Source organism: Pseudomonas sp. D4-21 (genome assembly GCF_051132125.1).
GTDB lineage: Bacteria > Pseudomonadota > Gammaproteobacteria > Pseudomonadales > Pseudomonadaceae > Aquipseudomonas.
This window is the reverse complement of sequence record NZ_CP071664.1, coordinates 2,833,664-2,852,053: the sequence shown is the minus strand read 5'-3', so window position 1 is coordinate 2,852,053 and position 18,390 is coordinate 2,833,664. Positions and strand designations below refer to the sequence as shown.

Genomic DNA, 18,390 nt, shown 5'->3' with positions numbered 1-18,390 from the left:
GATCCTGGCGAAACTGACGAGCGGCCCCCCATGAAGTGCGGACAGGCGGCCTTCCCGAAGGGTTGACCGACACGCCGTCAGGCATCACATTGCCTGGATCGTCCCTACGCCGAAGGCGGTTTGTCGTGTTGCAGAGCTTGTGGAGCCCATGACCGCGTCGATGCCCATCCGCCCCCCCTGCCCGCCTGGTGTCTGTGATTGCGGGCGTGATGCGTTGCTGCAAACGCCGGGCAGCGATCTGCGCATCCTTTGCCTGAATCGCCAGGAAGAGAAACGCCTGCTTGAGCGATTGGAAAATATCCAGAGCCTGGACGAGCTTGAACGGTTGCAGCAGCGGCTGTTCGAGAACCTGGGTGTGCGGGTAACCATCGAGCCCGGCTATAACGAGGTTCGGACGATGCGCGGTATTGCCATCGAATTCCAGGAGCAGCCGGGGCTATGCCGCAAGATTCGCCAGTCGATCCCGGCTGCGATTCGCCGGGGGCTGGAGAAGCGGCCTGAGATTGCCTGGCGGTTGCTGGACTCGCGGGATCTGTTTCGGGGTGGTTGAGGCTGCTCTTGGCCGGTTTGTATATCCGTCATCCTGGTAACGGATATACCTCCACTTCAGAGAACCACATTCAAAAATCCACGGTCGCCGAAACCAGATAAGTCCGAGGCGTCGCAGCGTCAACCCCGGCTCACTGTCATCCGAAGCCCCCGCCGAACTTCAATACCGTTTATCCGCGACGTTCTCGACATTGGCGCGCATACCTTGGCGCAGAGTGGGATGTGCCGACGGTGCCGGGGCTGACATATGACAAAGGCACCGGCGGCCTCAATGGCTGGCGTGGAGGGTCTTGGGCACTTCAGGCATGGCCGATGAGTGATGGTTGATGATTTTCCACTGCCCGTCGAGTCGTTCATAGAGGAAGGTGTACCGCGCCTGGACCTCTCGCTTGGAACCGTCGGCCTGGGTCAGCGTGAACGTGTAGACCCCGCTGTCCATCGCAGCGTCGGCGCCCAGGTGACGGATCTCCCGGTAGTTGATTACCCCGACCGGCTTGGCCGCCAGGAAGTGCACGAAGTAATCCTGGATCTGGTCCGGTGTGCTGCGCACCTTGTTGGAAACAGTCGGTTGCAATACCGCATCCGGCGCGTAGAGGGCGGTCACCGCGCTGGCGCTGCCGGTTTGCAGTGCTGCGTTCCAGCGGTCGAAAAGCCCCGCTATTTCCCGGTCGGTTTGCTTTTGCGGTTGCTCGACGACGGTGCGATAGACGAACGGCGCGGTCTCCGCAGCCTGGACAAAGGGAGCAGCCAGCACGAAAAAAGCGGCGATGGCACAGGTTTTCATTTTCATCGTTGTGGTCCTTTGGGTTTCAATGGCCCCACTTTGCCGATCCCCGCAGCGCTCGCCATCGGCCAACCGGTGCTGATCGCCTATGCCATTCGGCAGATAGGCCAGGTGCCGATCCCAAGGTCTAATGTCGCCATCGCGAACCAGGCCGGTTCACGTCCACGCTGGAGTTCCCCCATGCAAAGCCCACCCCACGACCCTGGCAGCGCCCTGGCGATCCGCAGCCAATACCGCCAGTCGCAAAGCCGCGCGGCACGTTTGGGCCTTCTGTTGGGCACCGGGCACGAATTGACCCGCCTGCCCTTGGCGCAAATGCGCGAGCGCGCGGTGCAGCGAGCGTGCGCATTCGTCGCCATGGACCATGGCTTGTTGCTGGAGTGGACGCCGCAAGCCACGTTGCAAACCGTTGCCAGTCACGGCAGCGGCGATGGGCTCGATTTGCTTGCCCAGCTCGCGCAGCCGTCGGCGCCCGAACCGCAGTGGTTGGACTGTCCGGGGAAAACCCTGGCGCAGGTTCTGCGCGTGCCGCTGCGAGGCGCGGACGGCATCGTGTTCGGTGCCCTGCTGCTGGGTAACAGCGTGCCCCTCGGGGCCCCCGACAACGAGGACATCGAGTCGCTGCAATTGCTTGCGACGCTGCTGGCGGCGCACCTGGAAAACAGCCGGCTGCTCCAGGCGCTGCAAGCCCGTGAGCGGACCATGTCCGAGCTGGTCCATCGGCTATTCAGCGCCCAGGAAGACGAACGCAAGCGCGTGGCATATGACCTTCACGATGGCCTTGCGCAGAACCTCGCGGGGCTGCATCAGCGCCTGCAAGGTTTCGCCGGCCGCTGCCCGCCGCTGTCGTCGACGCTGCACAGCGAACACCAGGCCATCCTCGACCTGGCCCAGCGTTGCGTCGGCGAGAGCCGGCAGTTGATCGGCGGCCTTCGCCCCCATGTACTGGACGATTTTGGCTTGTACACCGCCATCGACAAGGAAGCCGATCGCCTGCGTGACGCCGGGCTGACAGTGGATTGGGTCGAGCACAGCGCTGCGCGGCTGTCGGGAAACGCCGAGATTGCCCTGTTCCGCATCGCCCAGGAAGGCATCAACAATATCCTCAAGCATGCCCAGGCCAGGCATGTTTGCCTTGGCTTGGTGGTGCGTGACGGACGGGCAACGTTGCGGGTCGAGGACGATGGCCGCGGGTTTGCCCTCGAACCGCCCATCGAAAGCCATGGCTCCAGCCACCTGGGCCTGGCGGCCATGCAGGAACGTGCCAGCCTCCTGGGAGGCCATCTGGACTGTCGCAGCGAACGCAACGGTGGTACTCGCCTGTTGGCCAGCGTGCCCCTGCCAACCCATGGAGGCCAATCATGAACCGTCCTCTGCGCGTGCTGTTGGCCGATGATCACGAAGTGACCCGTACCGGTTTCATTTCAATGCTTTGCGGTATCGAGGGCTTCGAGGTGGTCGGCCAGGCCAGAGACGGCCAGGAGGCGCTCGATTTGTGCCAGCAGCTGCAACCGGACATCGCGATCCTGGATATTCGCATGCCGGTGCTCAATGGCCTCGGCGCGGCGCGCATCCTGAAACAACGTCAGCCGCAGCTCAAGGTCATGATTTTCACCATGGACGACAGCCCCGACCACCTGGAAGCGGCCATCGGCGCGGGCGCCGTCGGTTATCTGCTCAAGGATGCCAGTCGCGCCGAGTTGATCGATGCGCTCAGAAGGGTCGCCCAGGGAGAGGAAGCCTTGAACAGCTCGGTCAGCGCCCGCCTCTTGCGGCGCATGGCCGAGCGCGGCGCCGGAGGTACGGCTCAGGTCCAGGCCCTGACCGCCCGTGAGCGGCAGGTGCTCGGCCTGGTCGCCAGTGGTTTCAGCAATCGTGAAATCGGCGAAAAACTCGGCATCGCCCCCGGCACCGCAAAGGCCCATGTCGAGCGGGTCATCGGCAAGCTTGGCGCCGCCGACCGCACCCAGGCCGCGGTGCGCGGTATCGCCCTGGGGTTGGTCGCGCAACCGTCGGGGCAATGGCCATGAAGATCCTCGCGGCCCGTCGCTGGGCCGACCTGCCCTTGCGGGGCAAGGCATTGGTGGTGATTTCCCTGCCGCTGGTTGTCCTGTTGCTGTCACTGGTGCTGATCTACATCACCGAGCGCCAGACCGCACGCGCCGAAGAGGATGTGCGCCGGGTGCTGCTGGTACAGGGCGACATCCAGGCGGTGCACACCCTACTGGCCGAAGCAGCCGCCAGCGTGCGCGGTTACCTGCTGACCCGCCGCGAAGATTTCCTGCCCGGCTACGAACAGGCCACCCCAAAGATCCAGGCCGCACTGCAACGCCTGGATCATAATATCCGCGACGCCAGAATGCGCGAGCACCTAAAGACCATCACACCGCTGATCACTGAAAAGCTCAACGGACTGGTCTCCCTGCGCACCGGCAAAGGCGACAACACCGCGACCATCACCGCCATCCTGATCGAAAACAAACAAGTGCTGGACGTGCTGCGCGAGCAGATCAGCGCCATGCGTATCCGTGAGGACGCCCTGCTCACCGACCGCAGCGCCGCCGCTTCCGCTACGCGCATGCGCCTGTTGTTCGCGACTCTGCTGGCGGCGCTGTGCGGACTGTTCGGCGCCATCGTTGCAGTGCTGTTCCTGTCCAAGGGCATCGTCGCCCGGGTCCAGAAGGTGCAAGGCAACGCCCAGCGTCTGGCGCTGGGCCAACCGCTGTTGCCACAACCACCGGAGCGCGATGAGATCGGCCAGTTGGGCACGCGCCTGGTGGAGGCTGGGCAATTATTGGCCGAGCGGGAACGAGCCTTGCGCGACAACGAAGAACGCCTGCGGCTGATCATCGATGGGGTGAAGGACTACGGGATCTTCGCCCTGGACGCCCAAGGCCACGTGATCACTTGGAACGTCGGCGCCGAACGGATCAAGGGCTATACCGAACAGGAAGTGCTCGGCCGGCATTTCTCGTTGTTCTACCTGGCCGAAGAATGCCCGGCGCATCCGGACATGGCCTTGCTCGCGGCCACCCGCGAAGGTCATTACATGGAAGAAGGCTGGCGATGCCGCAAGGACGGCAGTCGTTTCTGGGCCAGCGTGGTGATTACCGCCCAATACGACAGCACCGGCGCCCTGCGAGGCTTCTCCAAGATCACCCGGGACATCACCGACCGACGGGCCGCCGAGATAGCCCTGCGCACGGCCCGTGAAGAAGCCGAAAGCGCCAGTCGCGCCAAGAGTGAGTTCTTGTCGCGCATGAGTCATGAACTGCGCACGCCGTTGAATTCCATCCTGGGCTTCGCGCAACTGCTGGACATGGATTCCATTGCCGGCCAGCGCACGCAAGTCAGCCACATCCTGCGAGCCGGTCAGCACTTGTTGGCGTTGATCAACGAGGTACTCGACATCGCCCGAATCGAAGCCGGCCGCCTGCCCCTGAACATCGAACCGATCGGATTGCCGGCGGTGCTGCACGAAGCGTTGACGCTGGTGTCGCCGATGGCGGCCGACGCCGGGATACATCTGGCCGAGCTTGCATCGCTGCCCGAGGGCAGCGGCGTGCTTGCCGATCGCCAGCGCCTGGTGCAGGTATTGCTGAACCTGCTGTCCAATGCCATCAAATACAACCAGCCGGGTGGCGAAGTACGCATTGAGGTCACGGCTGAAGCTCCCCATGTCAGTATCGCCATCAGCGACACCGGGCGTGGCATCGCCCCCGAGCTGTTGGATCAGCTGTTCAAGCCATTCGAGCGCCTCGGCGCGGATCCCCAGATCGAAGGCACCGGGCTCGGCCTTTCGCTGAGCAAGAGCCTGCTGGAGATGATGCAAGGCAGCCTGCAAGTACGCAGCGATCCGGGACAAGGCTGTTGCTTCACGTTGCGACTGCCCGGCGCCCGAGTATCCGGCGCTCACCTGCCGCCCATGGTTGCGCTGGAAGTGGCACGCCCACGCACCGAATTCGACGGCAAGGTGCTGTGCATCGAGGACAACCTGTCTAGCCTCGCCCTGATCGAGACCCTGATGCAACGCCGTCCAGGCATTCAGTTGCTGTCCAGCATGCAAGGCCAGATGGGCCTCGACCTGGCTCGCCAGCACGCGCCGCAATTGATCCTACTGGACGTGACATTGCCCGATCTGGATGGCCTGGAAGTTCTTCGCCGCCTGCGCCAATCCCCGACCACGGCCTACACGCCGGTGTTGATGATCACCGCCGATGCCAGCGACCTGTCCCACCGGGCCCTGCTTGACACCGGCGCCACGGCGATCCTCACCAAACCCATTCATATCCAGGCCTTCCTTGGCCACCTTGAGCGTTATCTACCGGAGTCCGCATGAATCGCGACCTGCGCATCCTGATCATCGACGATCAGCGCCCCAACCTGGATCTGATGGAGCAATTGCTCGCCCGCGAAGGGCTGCACAATGTACTGAGCAGCACCGAACCGCTGCGCACCCTTGACCTGTTCAACAGTTTCGAGCCGGACCTGGTCATCCTGGACCTGCACATGCCTGCGTTCGATGGCTTCGCGGTGCTGGAGCAGCTCAACCGGCGGATCCCGGCCAATGATTACCTGCCGATCCTGGTCCTGACGGCCGACGCGACCCGCGACACCCGCCTGCGTGCCCTGGCGCTGGGCGCGCGCGACTTCATCAGCAAACCCCTCGATGCGCTGGAAACCATGTTGCGCGTGTGGAACCTGTTGGAAACCCGCGCCCTCTATAAATCCTTGCGCACCTTGATTCCCGCCCAACAAATCGAATTGTTGCGCCAGCACCGGCCAAGCGCTGATGCGGCCCAGCACGGAAGCGATTGAATGGCTCCCAGGCTCTCTTGCCACAACGGCACAGCAGGTGCTCAATGCCCGCGAATGTAATGCTCCAACTGCCGGATCAGGTCCGCTTGTTCGACGATCGCTTCCTTGACCAGGTCGCCAATGGACAACAGCCCGATCAGCTCGCCGTTATCCAGCACCGGCAAATGCCGCAGGTGGCTGTCGGTCATGACCGCCATGCAGCGATCGATGCTCTGCTGGCTGTCGGCGGTGATCACCGGCGTGCTCATGATGGTGCGCACCGCAGTGCCCACGGATGAACGGCCCTTGAGGACCATCTTGCGCGCGTAGTCCCGCTCGCTGAACACCCCCACCACCTGCCCGCCTTCGATCACCGGCAGCGCACCGACATTTTTCTCGGCCATGATCTGCAACGCTTCGAGCACGGTCTGATCCGGTGCGATGCTGTGGACACGCTGGTTCTGTACGCTCTTGAGCCTTACCAGTTGCGCGGCGGTCTTCATTACTAATCCCCAATCTCAAACAAAAGTGGCCGCTGTCGTGGCGAGGGAGCTTGCTCCCGCTGGACCGCGCAGCGGCCCAAAAAATCTTACGGTCGCTACGCAACCGAGCGGGGATAAATCCCCTCGCCACAATCAGGCAAGCTAATCAGCCCTCGCCTATTTCCACCACATCGCCATTCAAGCGCACCGGCCAGACCCGCAAGCGCTGCTCCGGGTACTCCAGACAAAGGCCGTCTTCCAGGCGGAAATGCTGTTTGTACATCGGCGAGGCAATGACCAGTTCGCCCTTGATATTGCCCAACAGGCCGCGGCCGATGACGTTGGCGCCGGACTTCGGATCGCGATTATCGACGGCGTACAGTGGCTTGTCCGCATGCTCTGGGAGATAGAGCAGCGCCACTTGGCTGCCGTCGTGCCAGGCGACCACGCCGGAGTTGGGCACCAGGTCCTCGCGACTGCACAGGGCATGCCATTGCACGGATTCTTGGGCGATACGAACGACGTTTGGCTGGGTCATCAGAGCACCTCCTCGGTGACGGGAATCAAGTGAAGTTCGCCGGCATGCACCGGCCGGCGCTGGCCGCGTTCGCGGACAAAATGAACGTCTGGATCGCCGCGCTTGTCGTTGACGAAGGTGCGGAAGCGCTTGAGCTTTTCTGGGTCCTTCAGGGCGTTGGCCCATTCGCATTCGTAGCGGTCGACCACCAGTTGCATCTGCGCTTCGAGCTCGGCGCCCAGGCCCAGGCTGTCGTGAATGATCACGTCCTTGAGATAGTCCAGGCCACCTTCCAGGCTCTCGCGCCACACCGAGGTGCGTTGCAGCTTGTCGGCGGTGCGGATGTAGAACATCAGGAAGCGGTCGATGTAACGGATCAGCGTCGCATCGTCCAGGTCGGTGGCGAACAGTTCGGCGTGACGCGGACGCATACCGCCATTGCCGGCCACATAGAGGTTCCAGCCCTTTTCAGTGGCGATCACGCCGACGTCCTTGCTCTGGGCTTCGGCGCACTCACGGGTGCAGCCAGACACCGCGAACTTGAGCTTGTGGGGCGAGCGCAGGCCTTTGTAGCGATCCTCGATGGTCAGGGCCATTTGCACGCTGTCCTGCACGCCGTAGCGGCACCAGGTGCTGCCCACGCAGGATTTTACCGTGCGCGTGGATTTGCCGTAGGCGTGGCCGGTTTCGAACCCGGCTTCGATCAATTCGGCCCAGATGTCCGGCAACTGGTGCAGCTGCGCGCCGAACAGGTCGATGCGCTGTCCGCCAGTGATCTTGGTGTAAAGGTCGTATTTCTTGGCAACCACGCCGATGGCGATCAGTTTGTCGGCGGTGATTTCTCCACCGGCGATGCGCGGCACCACCGAATAGGTGCCGTTCTTCTGCATGTTCGCCATGAAGGTGTCGTTGGTGTCCTGCAACGGCACCAGGTGCGGGTCCATGATCGGCTGGTTCCAGCACGACGCCAGGATCGAGCCCACGGCCGGTTTGCACAGGTCGCAACCGGTGTGGCCACGACCGTGTTTGGCGAGCAATTCTTCGAAACTGATGATGCCTTCCACGCGCACCAGGGCATACAGTTCCTGGCGGGTATAGGCGAAGTGTTCGCACAGGCTCTTGTCGACGCTGACGCCGCGGGCGATCAGTTCGTGCTCGAAGACTTGCTTGACCAGCGCCGCGCAGCCGCCACAACCGGTGCCGGCCTTGGTGTCGCACTTGAGCTGGCCGAGATCGGTGCAGCCGCCGTCGATGGCCGAGCAGACCGCCCCCTTGGTGACGTTGTGGCACGAACAGAGGGTGGCGGTTTCGGGTAAAGCCGCCGGGCCCAGTGTCGGGGCGCCTTCGGACGATGGCAGGATCAGGCTGGCGGCGTCCTTGGGCAACGCGATGCCGTTCTGCATGTACTGCAGCAAGGTGTCGTAGTAGCTGTTGTCGCCTACCAAAACCGCGCCGATCACGCGCTTGCCGTCAGCGTCGATTACCAGGCGACGGTAGCTGGCGCTGGTTTCGTCGATGAACTGGAAGCTGCGCGAACCCGGCGTGTTGCCGTGTGCGTCGCCGATGGAGCCGACGTCCACGCCCAGCAATTTGAGCTTGGTGGACATGTCCGCGCCGGTAAACGCCTCGCCGGCTTCGCCGCACAGGCGCGACGCGACGTTGCGGGCCATCTGGTAGCCCGGCGCGACCAGTCCAAAAATGCTGCCGTTCCACGCCGCACATTCGCCGATGGCGTAAATGTCCGGGTCGCTGCTCTGGCAATGGTCGTCGATTACCACGCCACCGCGGGGGCCGATCGGCAATTGGCATTGACGGGCCAACGCATCCTGGGCGCGAATACCGGCGGAAAACACGATCAAGTCGGTTTCGAGGAAATCGTCGTTGCCGAAGTTCATCCGATAACGATACTGCTCGCCCGCGCTGATCGATTGGGTGCCCTTGGACAAATGCACGCCAACGCCCAGTTTCTCGATGCGCGCCTTGAGTGCCAGGCCGCCTTGCTCGTCCAATTGCACGGGCATCAACCGGGGGGCGAATTCCACGACGTGAGCTTCCAGGCCGAGGCTCTTCAAGGCATTGGCCGCTTCCAGGCCCAACAATCCGCCACCGACCACCACGCCACGACGGGCGTTGCTGGCGGCGGCGCGGATCGCATCGAGGTCTTCGAGGGTGCGGTAGACCAGGCAAGAATCACCCTCGGCGCCCTGGATCGGCGGCACGAACGGATAGGAACCGGTGGCGAGCACCAGCTTGTCATAGCCGAGGCGTTCAGTGGCGGTGACCACCTCACGCGCCTGGCGGTCGATTTCCAACACCGGCACGCCCAGGTGCAACGTCACACCCGGCGTCTGGTACAACGTCGCTTCGCCAAGGGCCAGGGATTCGGCGTCTCGCCCAGAAAAATATTCGGACAGATGCACGCGGTCGTAGGCCCGCATCGGCTCTTCGCTGAAGACATGCACGCGGTAATGGTTGAGGGCACCGCGCTCGATCAGTTGCTCGACGCAGTGATGGCCGACCATGCCATTGCCGATCACGATCAGCGTTTGCAGTTTGTTCAGGGAAGCAACGTTGGAATTCATAAAAGCACCCGACAAAAGCCCATCACGGTTTTTTGAAAGCAAAAAAAAGACGCCTGAAACCTTGCGGTTCCAGGCGTCTTTGCCTGTTCTGTGCGGTATCGACCCGGCGGCTGCGCCCTGATCTACCGTTATCCCCCGGCCTGCTGGCGCTCGATCTTCGTTGACCGACGGGGCTACCCACTCGATTGTGTTCACGGTGGGCCTGGACAAGGTCTTGCAGCGAGCGTGCCAAACCTCATCAGCAATCGCATATTCGCCGCCAGCCCCCTGTGGGAGCGGGCTTGCTCGCGAAGGGGTCAGCTCGGCTACCCGAAACCCGTGGGCGACATCCGCCTGTTCCTTTGCCTTGCGATGGTGCGATCGGGCACCGACGGCTTCATATAAGTGCAACCCTGAGAGCCCGCGCGCAAAAAATCCTGAACCTACGCTGGCCGGGATTTTCACAATAACTGGAACCCAACAGCGCCAGAGGGCGCAGGCTATTGATCGGATGTGAACGCAATGGATGAGCGAAACCCACCTGTCGTTGTCATCAGTGGATCCACCGCCGGCGTCGGTCGTGCGACCGCCCACCGGTTTGCCGCGGCGGGCTACCGCGTCGGGTTGCTGGCCCGGGGCGAACAAGCCTTGGCGGCTACCGCAGAAGAACTGAACCAATTGGGTACGACGTGCCTGGCGATCAGCGTCGATGTCGCCGACGCCGATGCAGTCTTCGAAGCGGCCCAGCGGATGGAGCGCGAACTGGGACCTGTCGATGTGTGGATCAACTGCGCAATGGTCACGGTGTTTTCGCCGATCCGTCAGTTGAGCGCCGAAGAAATCCACCGAGTCACGAAGGTGACTTACCTGGGCACCGTCCACGGCACCCTCGCAGCGCTGGACCTGATGGGACGACGTAATCGCGGGGTGATCATCCAGGTCGGCTCGGCACTGTCCTACCGCGCGATTCCCCTGCAAGCCGCTTATTGCGGAGCCAAGTTCGCGGTGCGTGGCTTTACCGATTCATTGCGCTGCGAACTGCTTCATGAGCACAGCAAAATCAAGGTCTGCATGGTGCAACTGCCGGCGGTCAACACGCCGCAGTTCGATTGGGCCCGGAACAAGCTGGGCAAGCGCCCGCAACCGGTGCCACCGATTCATGATCCGGACGTGGCCGCCCGGGCGATATTGAGCGTGGTCAAGCGCACGCCCAGGGAATTGTGGCTGGGTGCGGCGTCGCTCAAAGCCATTGTCGGCACGTGTCTGATGCCTGGGCTGCTCGATCGCCTGTTGGCCCGCAACGCCTGGTCGGGGCAAATGACCAACGAGGATGACGACAATCAGCGCCCGGACAATCTGTTCGAGCCACAGGAGTCCATGCATCGTACCCGCGGGCGCTTCAACGGCCGCTCCCGGGACTCTGCGCTGGCCCTGAGCTCGACACAGGTGTCGGCCCTGCTGTTGGCCTGTGGCGGGTTGTTGGCGCTCGTGCTGCTACTGTTCTGAGCCACTGCGCCGGAACCAGCGATACCCGTATCCGTTCAGCGCCAGCTTCGATTGCGCCGGGGCCGGGTACGGGCTGTCCGAGAGCACTTCCTCGAAACCCTCCAGGTCCAGCTCGCGCAACTGCACGGTGACCGCGTCGGTCCCGATATTCGCCAGCATCACCGAGGTTGCTCTGCATTCATGCGCGATGGCGAACACCGCTGGATGATCGACCGTCAACAGGCGCGCCTTGCCGTCGCCCACTTCACCCAACCGCCTGCGCGCCAACAGCAATCGACGGGCGCGAGCCAGCAGCGAATCGGGGTCATCCAGCTGCGCTTCCACGTTCAGTCGCGTATAGGCGAACGGCCCTTCGTCGATCAGCGGCGCAGCCAGGCGCTGGGCCGATGAGAACCCGGCATTGGCCTCGTCGCTCCATTGCATGGGCGTGCGCACCGAAAGGCGCTCGGGACGGGACAAGTCCTCGCCCATGCCGATTTCTTCGCCGTAGCGCACGATCGGCGTCCCGGGCAGTGACAACAACAATGCCTGGGCCAAGGCCTGGCGCCGGACATCGCCGCCGAGCATCGGCGCCAGGCGCCGGCGGATGCCTCGGCCGTACAGGCGCATGTCCGGTTCCGGGGCGAACGCCTGCATCACTTCCTCGCGTTCCTGCTCACTCAAGCGCTCCAGATCGAGTTCGTCATGGTTGCGCAGCCAGACCGCGTAATTCGCACCATCCGGTGGCGCCGGACGCCGGATGATGGCCCGCTGCAAAGGCTCGGCCTTGCCACGGGCCAGTGCCAGGAACAGATGATTGTTGACCCAGAAATCCAAGACCAGGCCCAAGCGTTCCCCGGTACCGAAATAGTGGCTGAAGCGCTCCGGCTCGACATCCACTTCGCCCATCAGCACGCCTTCGGGGTTGATGCGGGTCATGCATTTGTAGAATCGGTCGAGCACCCAGACGCCCTGCTCTTCATTGCCGCCGCCAGCCTGTTCCACCAGGTGTGAAGCGGCATCGAGACGAAAGCCGGCGATGCCCAGCTCGAGCCAATGGACCATGATGCGCTCGATCTCCTCGACCACGCGAGGGTTCGCCAGGTTGAGGTCCGGCTCATGGCGGTAGAACAGGTGTCGATAGTACTGTCCGGCCTGTTCGTCCCAGCGCCAGATACTGTCCTCCACCGATGGGAAGATTGGCTGGTTGCCATCGTCCACCGGCGTGTCGGACCACAGATAATAATCTCGATAGACGCTGTCCTTGTCCCGCCGCGCGCGAAGGAACCAGGGGTGCTGATCGCTGGTGTGCTGCACCACCAATTCAAGGATCACTCGAATGCCGCGCTCACCGGCCTGGACGATCAACTGGCGCAAGTCTTCTTCGCTGCCAAAGCGCGGGTCCAGTGCCATGAAATCGCTGACGTCATAACCGGCGTCCTTGAACGGTGACCGATACAGCGGCATCAGCCAGAGCGCACCGACGCCCAACGCCTGAAGGTAGTCCAGCTGGCGAATGATGCCCTTAAGGTCGCCCCGGCCATCGCCGTTGCTGTCGTAGAACAAGGATGGATCGATCTGATAGATCAAAGTGTTTCGGTGCCAATTGGCTTTCATTGATCACTCCTTATCGACACAGGATCACGGCCTGCTCGGCAGCCAGAAGACCGCTGAACGGCTGGCCTTCGTCCGCCCCATCACTGGCGACTTCCACCCGCCAGGGATCGGCCAAAGGAAAGGTGTGTTCGTTGTCGGCAAAGTTGATGCAGACCAGGCGCTCGTCGCCTTCACAATGGCGACGATAGGCCAGCACTTGTGGATGGGACGGCAGTTCTTCCCAGCCGCCCAGGCGCAGCGCCAGGCTATTGCGACGGCAGGCGAGCAAACGGCGATAAAGGGCCAACACCGAATCGGCGGCACGTTCCTGCGACTCCACCGACAACGCGCCGGCGTCTGCTGCAAATGGCAACCACGGCGCCTGCCCCGACCAACCGTGCGGCGCCTGGGACGTCCACGGCAACGGTGCCCGGCTGCCGTCCCGCCCGCCAGGATCGACGCGGGTCTGGGCGGTTACTTGGGTGTCTTCCAGCCCCAATTCCTCGCCCTGGTAGATGAAGGGTGTGCCCCGCAGCGTCAGCAGCATCACTGCCGCGGCCCTCGCCCGGCGCAACGAGCCACCATAGCGACTGCGGTGACGGCTGTTGTCGTGGTTGGACAGCACCCACGTGGGCCAGGCCTGCAAGGGGCCGAGGTCGTTTTCCACCTCGCGGATGCACATGCGAAACACCACCGGGTCCCAGGGGGCGTCCAGGGGTGGAAAATTGAATGACATGTGCAATTCGTCACTGGCGCCGTAGTAGGCCGCCACCTGCGCCGTGGAGCGAATGTTCACCTCACCGATCAGCACCCGCTCGCCGGGGTAGCTGTCAACGAGGCGTCGCAACCCTCGCAACACTTCATGGCTATACGGCTGGTCGTTGATCTTGACCATCGTTTCACCGGCCATGCAGCGCGGGTCGTCGGCGAAACTCGGGTCCTTGCCGACGCAATGCACCACGTCGACGCGAAACCCGTCCACGCCGCGCTCGAGCCAGAAGTGCAGGACTTGGTGCATGGCGGCCACGACTTCTGGATTGTGCCAATTGAGATCCGGTTGTTGCGGCAAAAAGAAGTGCAAGTAGTACTGCTGGCTGGTCTCGTCCCAGGTCCATGCGCTGCCGCCATCGATCGAGGCCCGCCAGTTGTTGGGCTGGTCGCGCCAGATGTACCAGTCGCGCTTGGGGTTGTCGCGGCTGGAACGTGATTCGAGGAACCAGGGATGCTGGTCGGACGTATGGTTGGGCACGAAGTCGAGTAGGACCTTCAAGCCTCGTTCGTGGGCCTGGGCAATCAATGCGTCGAGGTCGGCCAGGTTGCCGAAGAGCGGATCGACATCGGTGTAGTCGCAGATGTCGTAGCCTGCGTCACACATCGGCGAGCGGTACACCGGCGACAGCCACAATGCATCGACGCCCAGACGTTGCAGATGGTCCAGACGTGCCGTCAAACCGGGAAGATCGCCAATGCCATCGCCGTTGGCATCGGCAAAAGAGCGAGGATAGACCTGGTAGATCACAGCGTTCTTCCACCAGGGCGAATGGAAGGAGTTGGGCATGTCGCCTCCTTTGATCGCAGTGTTTGGTGGGCAAGACCGCGGCCCCGCCTGATGTCCCTGTTATCAAGGGACATCAGTTAAGAACCGAAAAAGGAGCCTGGGGTTCGTTTTTTCTTGGAGAGAGGTTGAATGTGCTGCCGCCATCGCGAGCGGGCTCGCTCCCACATGGGGTTGTTCCGTTCACAAGACTTATGAAAGCGAGCCTGCTCGCGATAGCGGTTGATCAGTTTGAGGCATTTCCGGCAGCCCGCTCGACCATCGCAACGATGGTCAGGAACAACTCCCGCTTGGCCTCCTCCGCGCTGACCTCTGCATTGGCCGCCGCATCGGACAACGCCTCCGCCGCCCCCAGCATCGCCCGCAGGCTCGCTTGGGAAAGGCGTCCGGTTCCGGCGAAGGGTTCGAGGACCGATCGGCATTTTTCCAGGAAGCTTCGTTCACATTCCCTTTTTATGGACTCAAGTTCAGGCGTGCCGCTCAGCGCCGCGCTGACGCCCGGTATGTCCCTTCCCTGAAGCAGCACGCAATCCACAAAGGAGCCAGCAATCACCTGCGCGCGGCTTTCCAGATCCGGCTCGCTGGCGTCGATCGCGGCACCTATCAACGCCGTCTGACGGACATCGAAATCCTGATAAAGCGCGGCCAGTAGCCCTGATCGCGTGAGGAAGTGGTTGTAGACGATGGGTTTGGTCACGCCAGCCTGTTCCGCCAGGCGGCCCAGGGTCAGCGCCTCGCTGCCTTCTTCGCGCACCATGCGCCAGGCGACTTCCAACAGCTGCCGTTGCCTGTCGGCGCGCGATAGCCGCCGCCGGGGTGCAGCGCCGGGGCGCCCATTTTCTTCGTGGGTTGACATGTTAACTATACCAACGGTAACTTACGTTCAGTAACTTAGCTGATCATACGCGCTTGTTAATGCGCGATACCAGAGGAAATCCATATGCATGCCGTTATCGTTGTTGCTCACCATAACCCGGGTTCTTTGACCCATGCCCTCGCCCAAGCCATTGGCAACGGGATCAATCAAGCCAATCCGACGGATACGTTCGAGATAGCCGATTTGGCGGCCGAAGGATTCGACCCACGCTTTGATTACGCCGACGGTGCGGTTCATCGCCGCGTTGCAGCACCGCCCGCCGATGTTCTTGCCGAGCAGGCCCGGATCGACCGTGCCGACGCATTGGTCGTGGTGTACCCGATCTACTGGTGGTCGATGCCGGCCTTGCTCAAGGGATGGATCGACCGGGTATTTTCCAACGGCTGGGCGTTCGATTACATCCCCGGTCAACCATTTGTCCAGAAACTCCAGCGGCTGCGGGTTCATTTGGTGGGCGTCGGCGGCGCAGATGCCGGCAGTTTCGAACGCCACGGCTACGACAAGGCGATGGTCACGCAAATCGAACACGGCATCTTCGACTACTGCGGCGCCCACGTCGTGAGCTCCGACAGATTGCTCGAATCGGAAAGCCTCGATCCGAAGCTACATCTGCAAACGGCAGAGGCCCTTGGCCAACGGCTCTTTTCGACAACTGACGAGACGGCCCATGTAACGGGCGAAGCGGCATGCGCCTGAGCCCCCTGTGCTCAGAGCGCACGGCGGTCAGCGGCAGACAGGGCGATATCGCGTTGGTAGATATCCGGGATATACACCGCCCGGCCCTGGCTGTCCGCTTGCACTGTCCAATAGCCCAGCAGGATCGGCACGGGCTTGGCCAGCCTGAATTCATGGGTCAGCTCGCTTGCCAGCAGCGTGTCGGTCCGCTTGCGTTCGGCCGGGGTTACGAGCAAGTCCCGCATGTGCATGACCTGCTCGATGCGCACACAGCCAGAGCTGAAGGCCCTCGGTCCTTTGCTGAACAAAGCCTGGCTGGGCGTGTCGTGCAGGTACACGGAAAACGGGTTGGGAAAGCGCACGACCAGTTTGCCCAAGGGATTCTTCGAGCCGGCATCCTGGCGCAGCATGAGATCGCCGGGGTGCTCCCAGTCGATACTCTCCGCTGCCACCGGCAAGCCGTCCCGATCGAGCACACGGAGATTGTGCCGAGTGAGAAATTCCGGGTCGCGACGGATTTCGGGCAGTTTGTCCTCGCGCATGATGGTCGGCGGGATCGTCCAGGTGGGGTTCAGCGTCAGGCGGGTGATACGCGATTTGATCAGCGGCGTCTGGCGTTCGGCACGCCCCACCTGGGTGCGGGTTTGCCACACTGGAGCGCCGCCCTGGTAAACCGTCAGTTGCGCCGCCGCCACGTTGACCAGCACGCTGTCCGGCTCCAGGTCCTGGGCCAACCAACGCATGCGCTCCAGGTTGATGCGCAACTGCTCGCGACGCATGGCCGGGCTGATGTTGAGCTCGGAGACGGTCCAGGGGCCCACTACCCCATCCGCTTGTAGCGAATGGTCAAGTTGGAAATTCTTCATCGCGTCCACGAGGCTCGGGCTGTAATGCTCATCGGCATCGAGTGGCGGCACGCTCAGGTAGCCTTCGTTGAACAAGCGCCGGGCGAGTGCCGGGACGCGGGCGTCGCGCTTGTCTGGCTGCAAAAGCGGACCACCGGGCACCGATTGCCAGTCCGCCAGGGGTTGCTGCCGCTGCCGGACGTAAAGCTCGCGCAGGTTGCGATAGAGCGTCAGGCTCGGCCGAGCCAGTTCGAAAGCCTCTACCGGATTGTGCAGGCCCGCGATGGCGAAGTGCAGCACCATGGATCGACGATCCGGCAATTGCGGATTGGCTTTCCAGATCGGCTCCAGGCGGTTCTGTGGCAGATAACCGAAGCGCAGATCATGCAGGGCTTGCAGGTAGCGTTGGCTGATGGCGATGTCGGTACAGGCCGCATTCGAATAGGCGCCCTGGCCCGGTAGGCTGTAGCGGGCCGGATCCATTCCATCATCCGCCAGTTGTTGCAATTGGATTTGTAGCGCCTGTAACCGCTCATCGTCCATCCAGATCGCCTGGCCTGCGTTTTGCTGGTACAGGGACTGCAAGCTCATGACTGTCGGAAAATCAACGCTTGCAGCCAACTCAGGGCAGTTGACCGACAGCTGCGCCAGCGTGGTTTGCGCCTGCCCCGGATCGCCGTCATCGGCCGTAGCGACCAATGGCGCAACGAGCAATAAAAGGCTCAGGTAACATGCGGGCTTTTTAAACAACTGCTTTACTCCAATCCATGGCCGTCTCGTTGACGGTGAATTTTTGCGACAGGTACGACCCGCCATCATGCAGACAAACGAAACCGGACGGGATGCCGCAAACGAACGCCACCATAAGCTGTTTTCGCCTGTATCGGCCTACTTGCGCCGACTTTGCCTGGTCATGACCAGCCTGGGCGTCGTGTGCAGCCCCGCGCTGGCCGAAAAACCCAAGACCCAGCCTCTTTACAACAGCCTCGCCCACGCCGCGCCGGAACTCAATCCCCAGGCGCTGAAAAGTGCCCTGAGTGCGATGCAGTGCGCAGTTGCCAACGGCGCTGGACAGGCCCGCCACCTGGCGGTGATCGACTATTCGCAACCGTCCACGGCCCGCCGGCTATGGATTTTCGACCTGCGCCAGAAAAAGCTGGTGCTGCGCGACCTGGTGGCCCACGGGCAGAAATCCGGGGAAAACTTCGCCACGCAGTTCTCTAATCGCCTGGGCAGTTATCAGTCCAGCCTCGGGTTGTTCCGTACCCAGGAAAGCTACCAGGGCGCCCATGGCTACTCCCTGCGCATGGACGGCCTCGAACCCGGTTTCAACGACCTGGCCCGGGACCGGGCGATCGTGATCCACGCCGCCGATTATGTGAATCCGCTGTGGAGCGCGCGCCAGGGTCGCATCGGCCGCAGCCTCGGCTGCCCCGCCGTACGCCCGCAAGTGGCGCGCCAGGTGATCGACAAGCTCAAGGGTGGGCAATTCATGTTTTCCTGGTACCCCGACCCGGCGTGGCTCAAGCGTTCGGCCTATCTCAATTGCCAGCCGCAACAGGTGGCGAGCATCCTGGCGACCAGTGGCGGCTAGCAGCAGCCCCAATCGTGTGAGTGTTTCGCACTCAAGCGCGAGCAAGCTTGCTCGCCACAGGGATTGCACCCGG

Annotated in this window: 16 protein-coding genes; 8 read left to right on the top strand and 8 right to left on the bottom strand. The window is 62.6% G+C overall.

Annotated features, from left to right (window positions below):
- Positions 1–148 precede the first annotated feature (148 nt).
- Positions 149–550 carry a hypothetical protein gene (locus J3Q04_RS12770; protein WP_420763936.1) on the top strand — a complete coding sequence of 134 codons (402 nt, stop codon included), beginning with the start codon at positions 149–151 and terminating at the stop codon, positions 548–550.
- Between the two features lie 267 nt (positions 551–817).
- Here the strand turns inward: J3Q04_RS12770 and J3Q04_RS12765 are convergent, their stop codons facing one another.
- Positions 818–1,339 carry an SgcJ/EcaC family oxidoreductase gene (locus tag J3Q04_RS12765; protein WP_420763935.1) on the bottom strand — a complete coding sequence of 174 codons (522 nt, stop codon included), beginning with the start codon at positions 1,337–1,339 and terminating at the stop codon, positions 818–820.
- A gap of 174 nt (positions 1,340–1,513) precedes the next feature.
- Between J3Q04_RS12765 and J3Q04_RS12760 the strand changes: the two genes are divergently transcribed.
- Genes J3Q04_RS12760 through J3Q04_RS12745 form a run of 4 tightly spaced genes read left to right on the top strand, consistent with a single transcriptional unit; the run spans position 1,514 to position 6,151 of the window.
- Positions 1,514–2,698: a sensor histidine kinase gene (locus J3Q04_RS12760; RefSeq protein WP_434611470.1), complete on the top strand. Its 1,185-nt coding sequence runs from the start codon at positions 1,514–1,516 to the stop codon at positions 2,696–2,698.
- A complete protein-coding gene (locus tag J3Q04_RS12755; protein ID WP_434611472.1) occupies positions 2,695–3,363 on the top strand; it encodes a response regulator in 669 nt (222 codons plus the stop codon). The genes J3Q04_RS12760 and J3Q04_RS12755 overlap by 4 nt, the downstream gene beginning before the upstream one ends.
- Complete coding sequence (locus J3Q04_RS12750) at positions 3,360–5,672, top strand: ATP-binding protein (protein ID WP_434611474.1); 2,313 nt, start codon at positions 3,360–3,362, stop codon at positions 5,670–5,672. Before J3Q04_RS12755 ends, J3Q04_RS12750 begins: the two co-directional genes overlap by 4 nt.
- Positions 5,669–6,151 carry a response regulator gene (locus J3Q04_RS12745; protein ID WP_420763931.1) on the top strand — a complete coding sequence of 161 codons (483 nt, stop codon included), beginning with the start codon at positions 5,669–5,671 and terminating at the stop codon, positions 6,149–6,151. The genes J3Q04_RS12750 and J3Q04_RS12745 overlap by 4 nt, the downstream gene beginning before the upstream one ends.
- A 41-nt stretch (positions 6,152–6,192) precedes the next feature.
- On the opposite strand, the gene J3Q04_RS12740 is transcribed toward J3Q04_RS12745, so the two are convergent.
- The 3 genes from J3Q04_RS12740 to nirB all read right to left on the bottom strand — a co-directional run bounded on the left by J3Q04_RS12740 (position 6,193) and on the right by nirB (position 9,711).
- The gene (locus J3Q04_RS12740) at positions 6,193–6,633 is read right to left on the bottom strand and encodes a CBS domain-containing protein (protein WP_434611476.1); all 441 of its coding nucleotides are present in this window, start codon (positions 6,631–6,633) and stop codon (positions 6,193–6,195) included.
- A gap of 145 nt (positions 6,634–6,778) precedes the next feature.
- Positions 6,779–7,150 carry a nitrite reductase small subunit NirD gene (gene nirD / locus J3Q04_RS12735; RefSeq protein WP_434611478.1) on the bottom strand — a complete coding sequence of 124 codons (372 nt, stop codon included), beginning with the start codon at positions 7,148–7,150 and terminating at the stop codon, positions 6,779–6,781.
- The gene (gene nirB / locus J3Q04_RS12730) at positions 7,150–9,711 is read right to left on the bottom strand and encodes a nitrite reductase large subunit NirB (protein ID WP_434564067.1); all 2,562 of its coding nucleotides are present in this window, start codon (positions 9,709–9,711) and stop codon (positions 7,150–7,152) included. Before nirB ends, nirD begins: the two co-directional genes overlap by 1 nt.
- Positions 9,712–10,212: 501 nt before the next feature.
- On the opposite strand from nirB, the gene J3Q04_RS12725 reads away from it, so the two are divergent.
- Positions 10,213–11,196, top strand: a complete 984-nt coding sequence (locus J3Q04_RS12725) for an SDR family oxidoreductase (protein WP_434611482.1) — start codon at positions 10,213–10,215, stop codon at positions 11,194–11,196.
- Here the strand turns inward: J3Q04_RS12725 and J3Q04_RS12720 are convergent.
- From J3Q04_RS12720 to J3Q04_RS12710, 3 genes are all read right to left on the bottom strand, one after another.
- Positions 11,185–12,792 (bottom strand): alpha-amylase family protein, encoded by a 1,608-nt coding sequence (locus J3Q04_RS12720; RefSeq protein WP_434611484.1) that lies wholly within the window; start codon positions 12,790–12,792, stop codon positions 11,185–11,187. The genes J3Q04_RS12725 and J3Q04_RS12720 overlap by 12 nt on opposite strands.
- Before the next feature lie 10 nt (positions 12,793–12,802).
- Entirely contained in the window at positions 12,803–14,329 is a 1,527-nt protein-coding gene (locus tag J3Q04_RS12715; RefSeq protein ID WP_434558830.1) for an alpha-amylase family glycosyl hydrolase, read from the bottom strand.
- Between the two features lie 223 nt (positions 14,330–14,552).
- Positions 14,553–15,182, bottom strand: coding sequence for a TetR/AcrR family transcriptional regulator (locus tag J3Q04_RS12710; protein ID WP_434611486.1), 630 nt, complete (start codon positions 15,180–15,182; stop codon positions 14,553–14,555).
- Between the two features lie 84 nt (positions 15,183–15,266).
- On the opposite strand from J3Q04_RS12710, the gene J3Q04_RS12705 reads away from it, so the two are divergent.
- Positions 15,267–15,899: an NAD(P)H-dependent oxidoreductase gene (locus J3Q04_RS12705; protein ID WP_434611488.1), complete on the top strand. Its 633-nt coding sequence runs from the start codon at positions 15,267–15,269 to the stop codon at positions 15,897–15,899.
- Between the two features lie 11 nt (positions 15,900–15,910).
- Here the strand turns inward: J3Q04_RS12705 and J3Q04_RS12700 are convergent, their stop codons facing one another.
- Positions 15,911–17,473, bottom strand: a complete 1,563-nt coding sequence (locus J3Q04_RS12700; protein ID WP_434611490.1) for a L,D-transpeptidase family protein — start codon at positions 17,471–17,473, stop codon at positions 15,911–15,913.
- A 163-nt stretch (positions 17,474–17,636) separates the two neighbouring features.
- On the opposite strand from J3Q04_RS12700, the gene J3Q04_RS12695 reads away from it, so the two are divergent.
- Positions 17,637–18,317 carry a murein L,D-transpeptidase catalytic domain family protein gene (locus J3Q04_RS12695; protein WP_434564106.1) on the top strand — a complete coding sequence of 227 codons (681 nt, stop codon included), beginning with the start codon at positions 17,637–17,639 and terminating at the stop codon, positions 18,315–18,317.
- Positions 18,318–18,390 lie beyond the last annotated feature (73 nt).

Coding starts and splice junctions, on each gene's coding strand:
- J3Q04_RS12725 (WP_434611482.1), top strand. CDS start 10,213: ATGGATGAGCGAAACCCACCTGTCGTTGTCATCAGTGGATCCACCGCC.
- J3Q04_RS12695 (WP_434564106.1), top strand. CDS start 17,637: ATGACCAGCCTGGGCGTCGTGTGCAGCCCCGCGCTGGCCGAAAAACCC.
- J3Q04_RS12760 (WP_434611470.1), top strand. CDS start 1,514: ATGCAAAGCCCACCCCACGACCCTGGCAGCGCCCTGGCGATCCGCAGC.
- nirD (WP_434611478.1), bottom strand. CDS start 7,150: ATGACCCAGCCAAACGTCGTTCGTATCGCCCAAGAATCCGTGCAATGG.
- J3Q04_RS12715 (WP_434558830.1), bottom strand. CDS start 14,329: ATGCCCAACTCCTTCCATTCGCCCTGGTGGAAGAACGCTGTGATCTAC.
- J3Q04_RS12710 (WP_434611486.1), bottom strand. CDS start 15,182: ATGTCAACCCACGAAGAAAATGGGCGCCCCGGCGCTGCACCCCGGCGG.
- J3Q04_RS12755 (WP_434611472.1), top strand. CDS start 2,695: ATGAACCGTCCTCTGCGCGTGCTGTTGGCCGATGATCACGAAGTGACC.
- J3Q04_RS12745 (WP_420763931.1), top strand. CDS start 5,669: ATGAATCGCGACCTGCGCATCCTGATCATCGACGATCAGCGCCCCAAC.
- nirB (WP_434564067.1), bottom strand. CDS start 9,711: ATGAATTCCAACGTTGCTTCCCTGAACAAACTGCAAACGCTGATCGTG.
- J3Q04_RS12770 (WP_420763936.1), top strand. CDS start 149: ATGACCGCGTCGATGCCCATCCGCCCCCCCTGCCCGCCTGGTGTCTGT.
- J3Q04_RS12720 (WP_434611484.1), bottom strand. CDS start 12,792: ATGAAAGCCAATTGGCACCGAAACACTTTGATCTATCAGATCGATCCA.
- J3Q04_RS12750 (WP_434611474.1), top strand. CDS start 3,360: ATGAAGATCCTCGCGGCCCGTCGCTGGGCCGACCTGCCCTTGCGGGGC.
- J3Q04_RS12740 (WP_434611476.1), bottom strand. CDS start 6,633: ATGAAGACCGCCGCGCAACTGGTAAGGCTCAAGAGCGTACAGAACCAG.
- J3Q04_RS12705 (WP_434611488.1), top strand. CDS start 15,267: ATGCATGCCGTTATCGTTGTTGCTCACCATAACCCGGGTTCTTTGACC.
- J3Q04_RS12765 (WP_420763935.1), bottom strand. CDS start 1,339: ATGAAAATGAAAACCTGTGCCATCGCCGCTTTTTTCGTGCTGGCTGCT.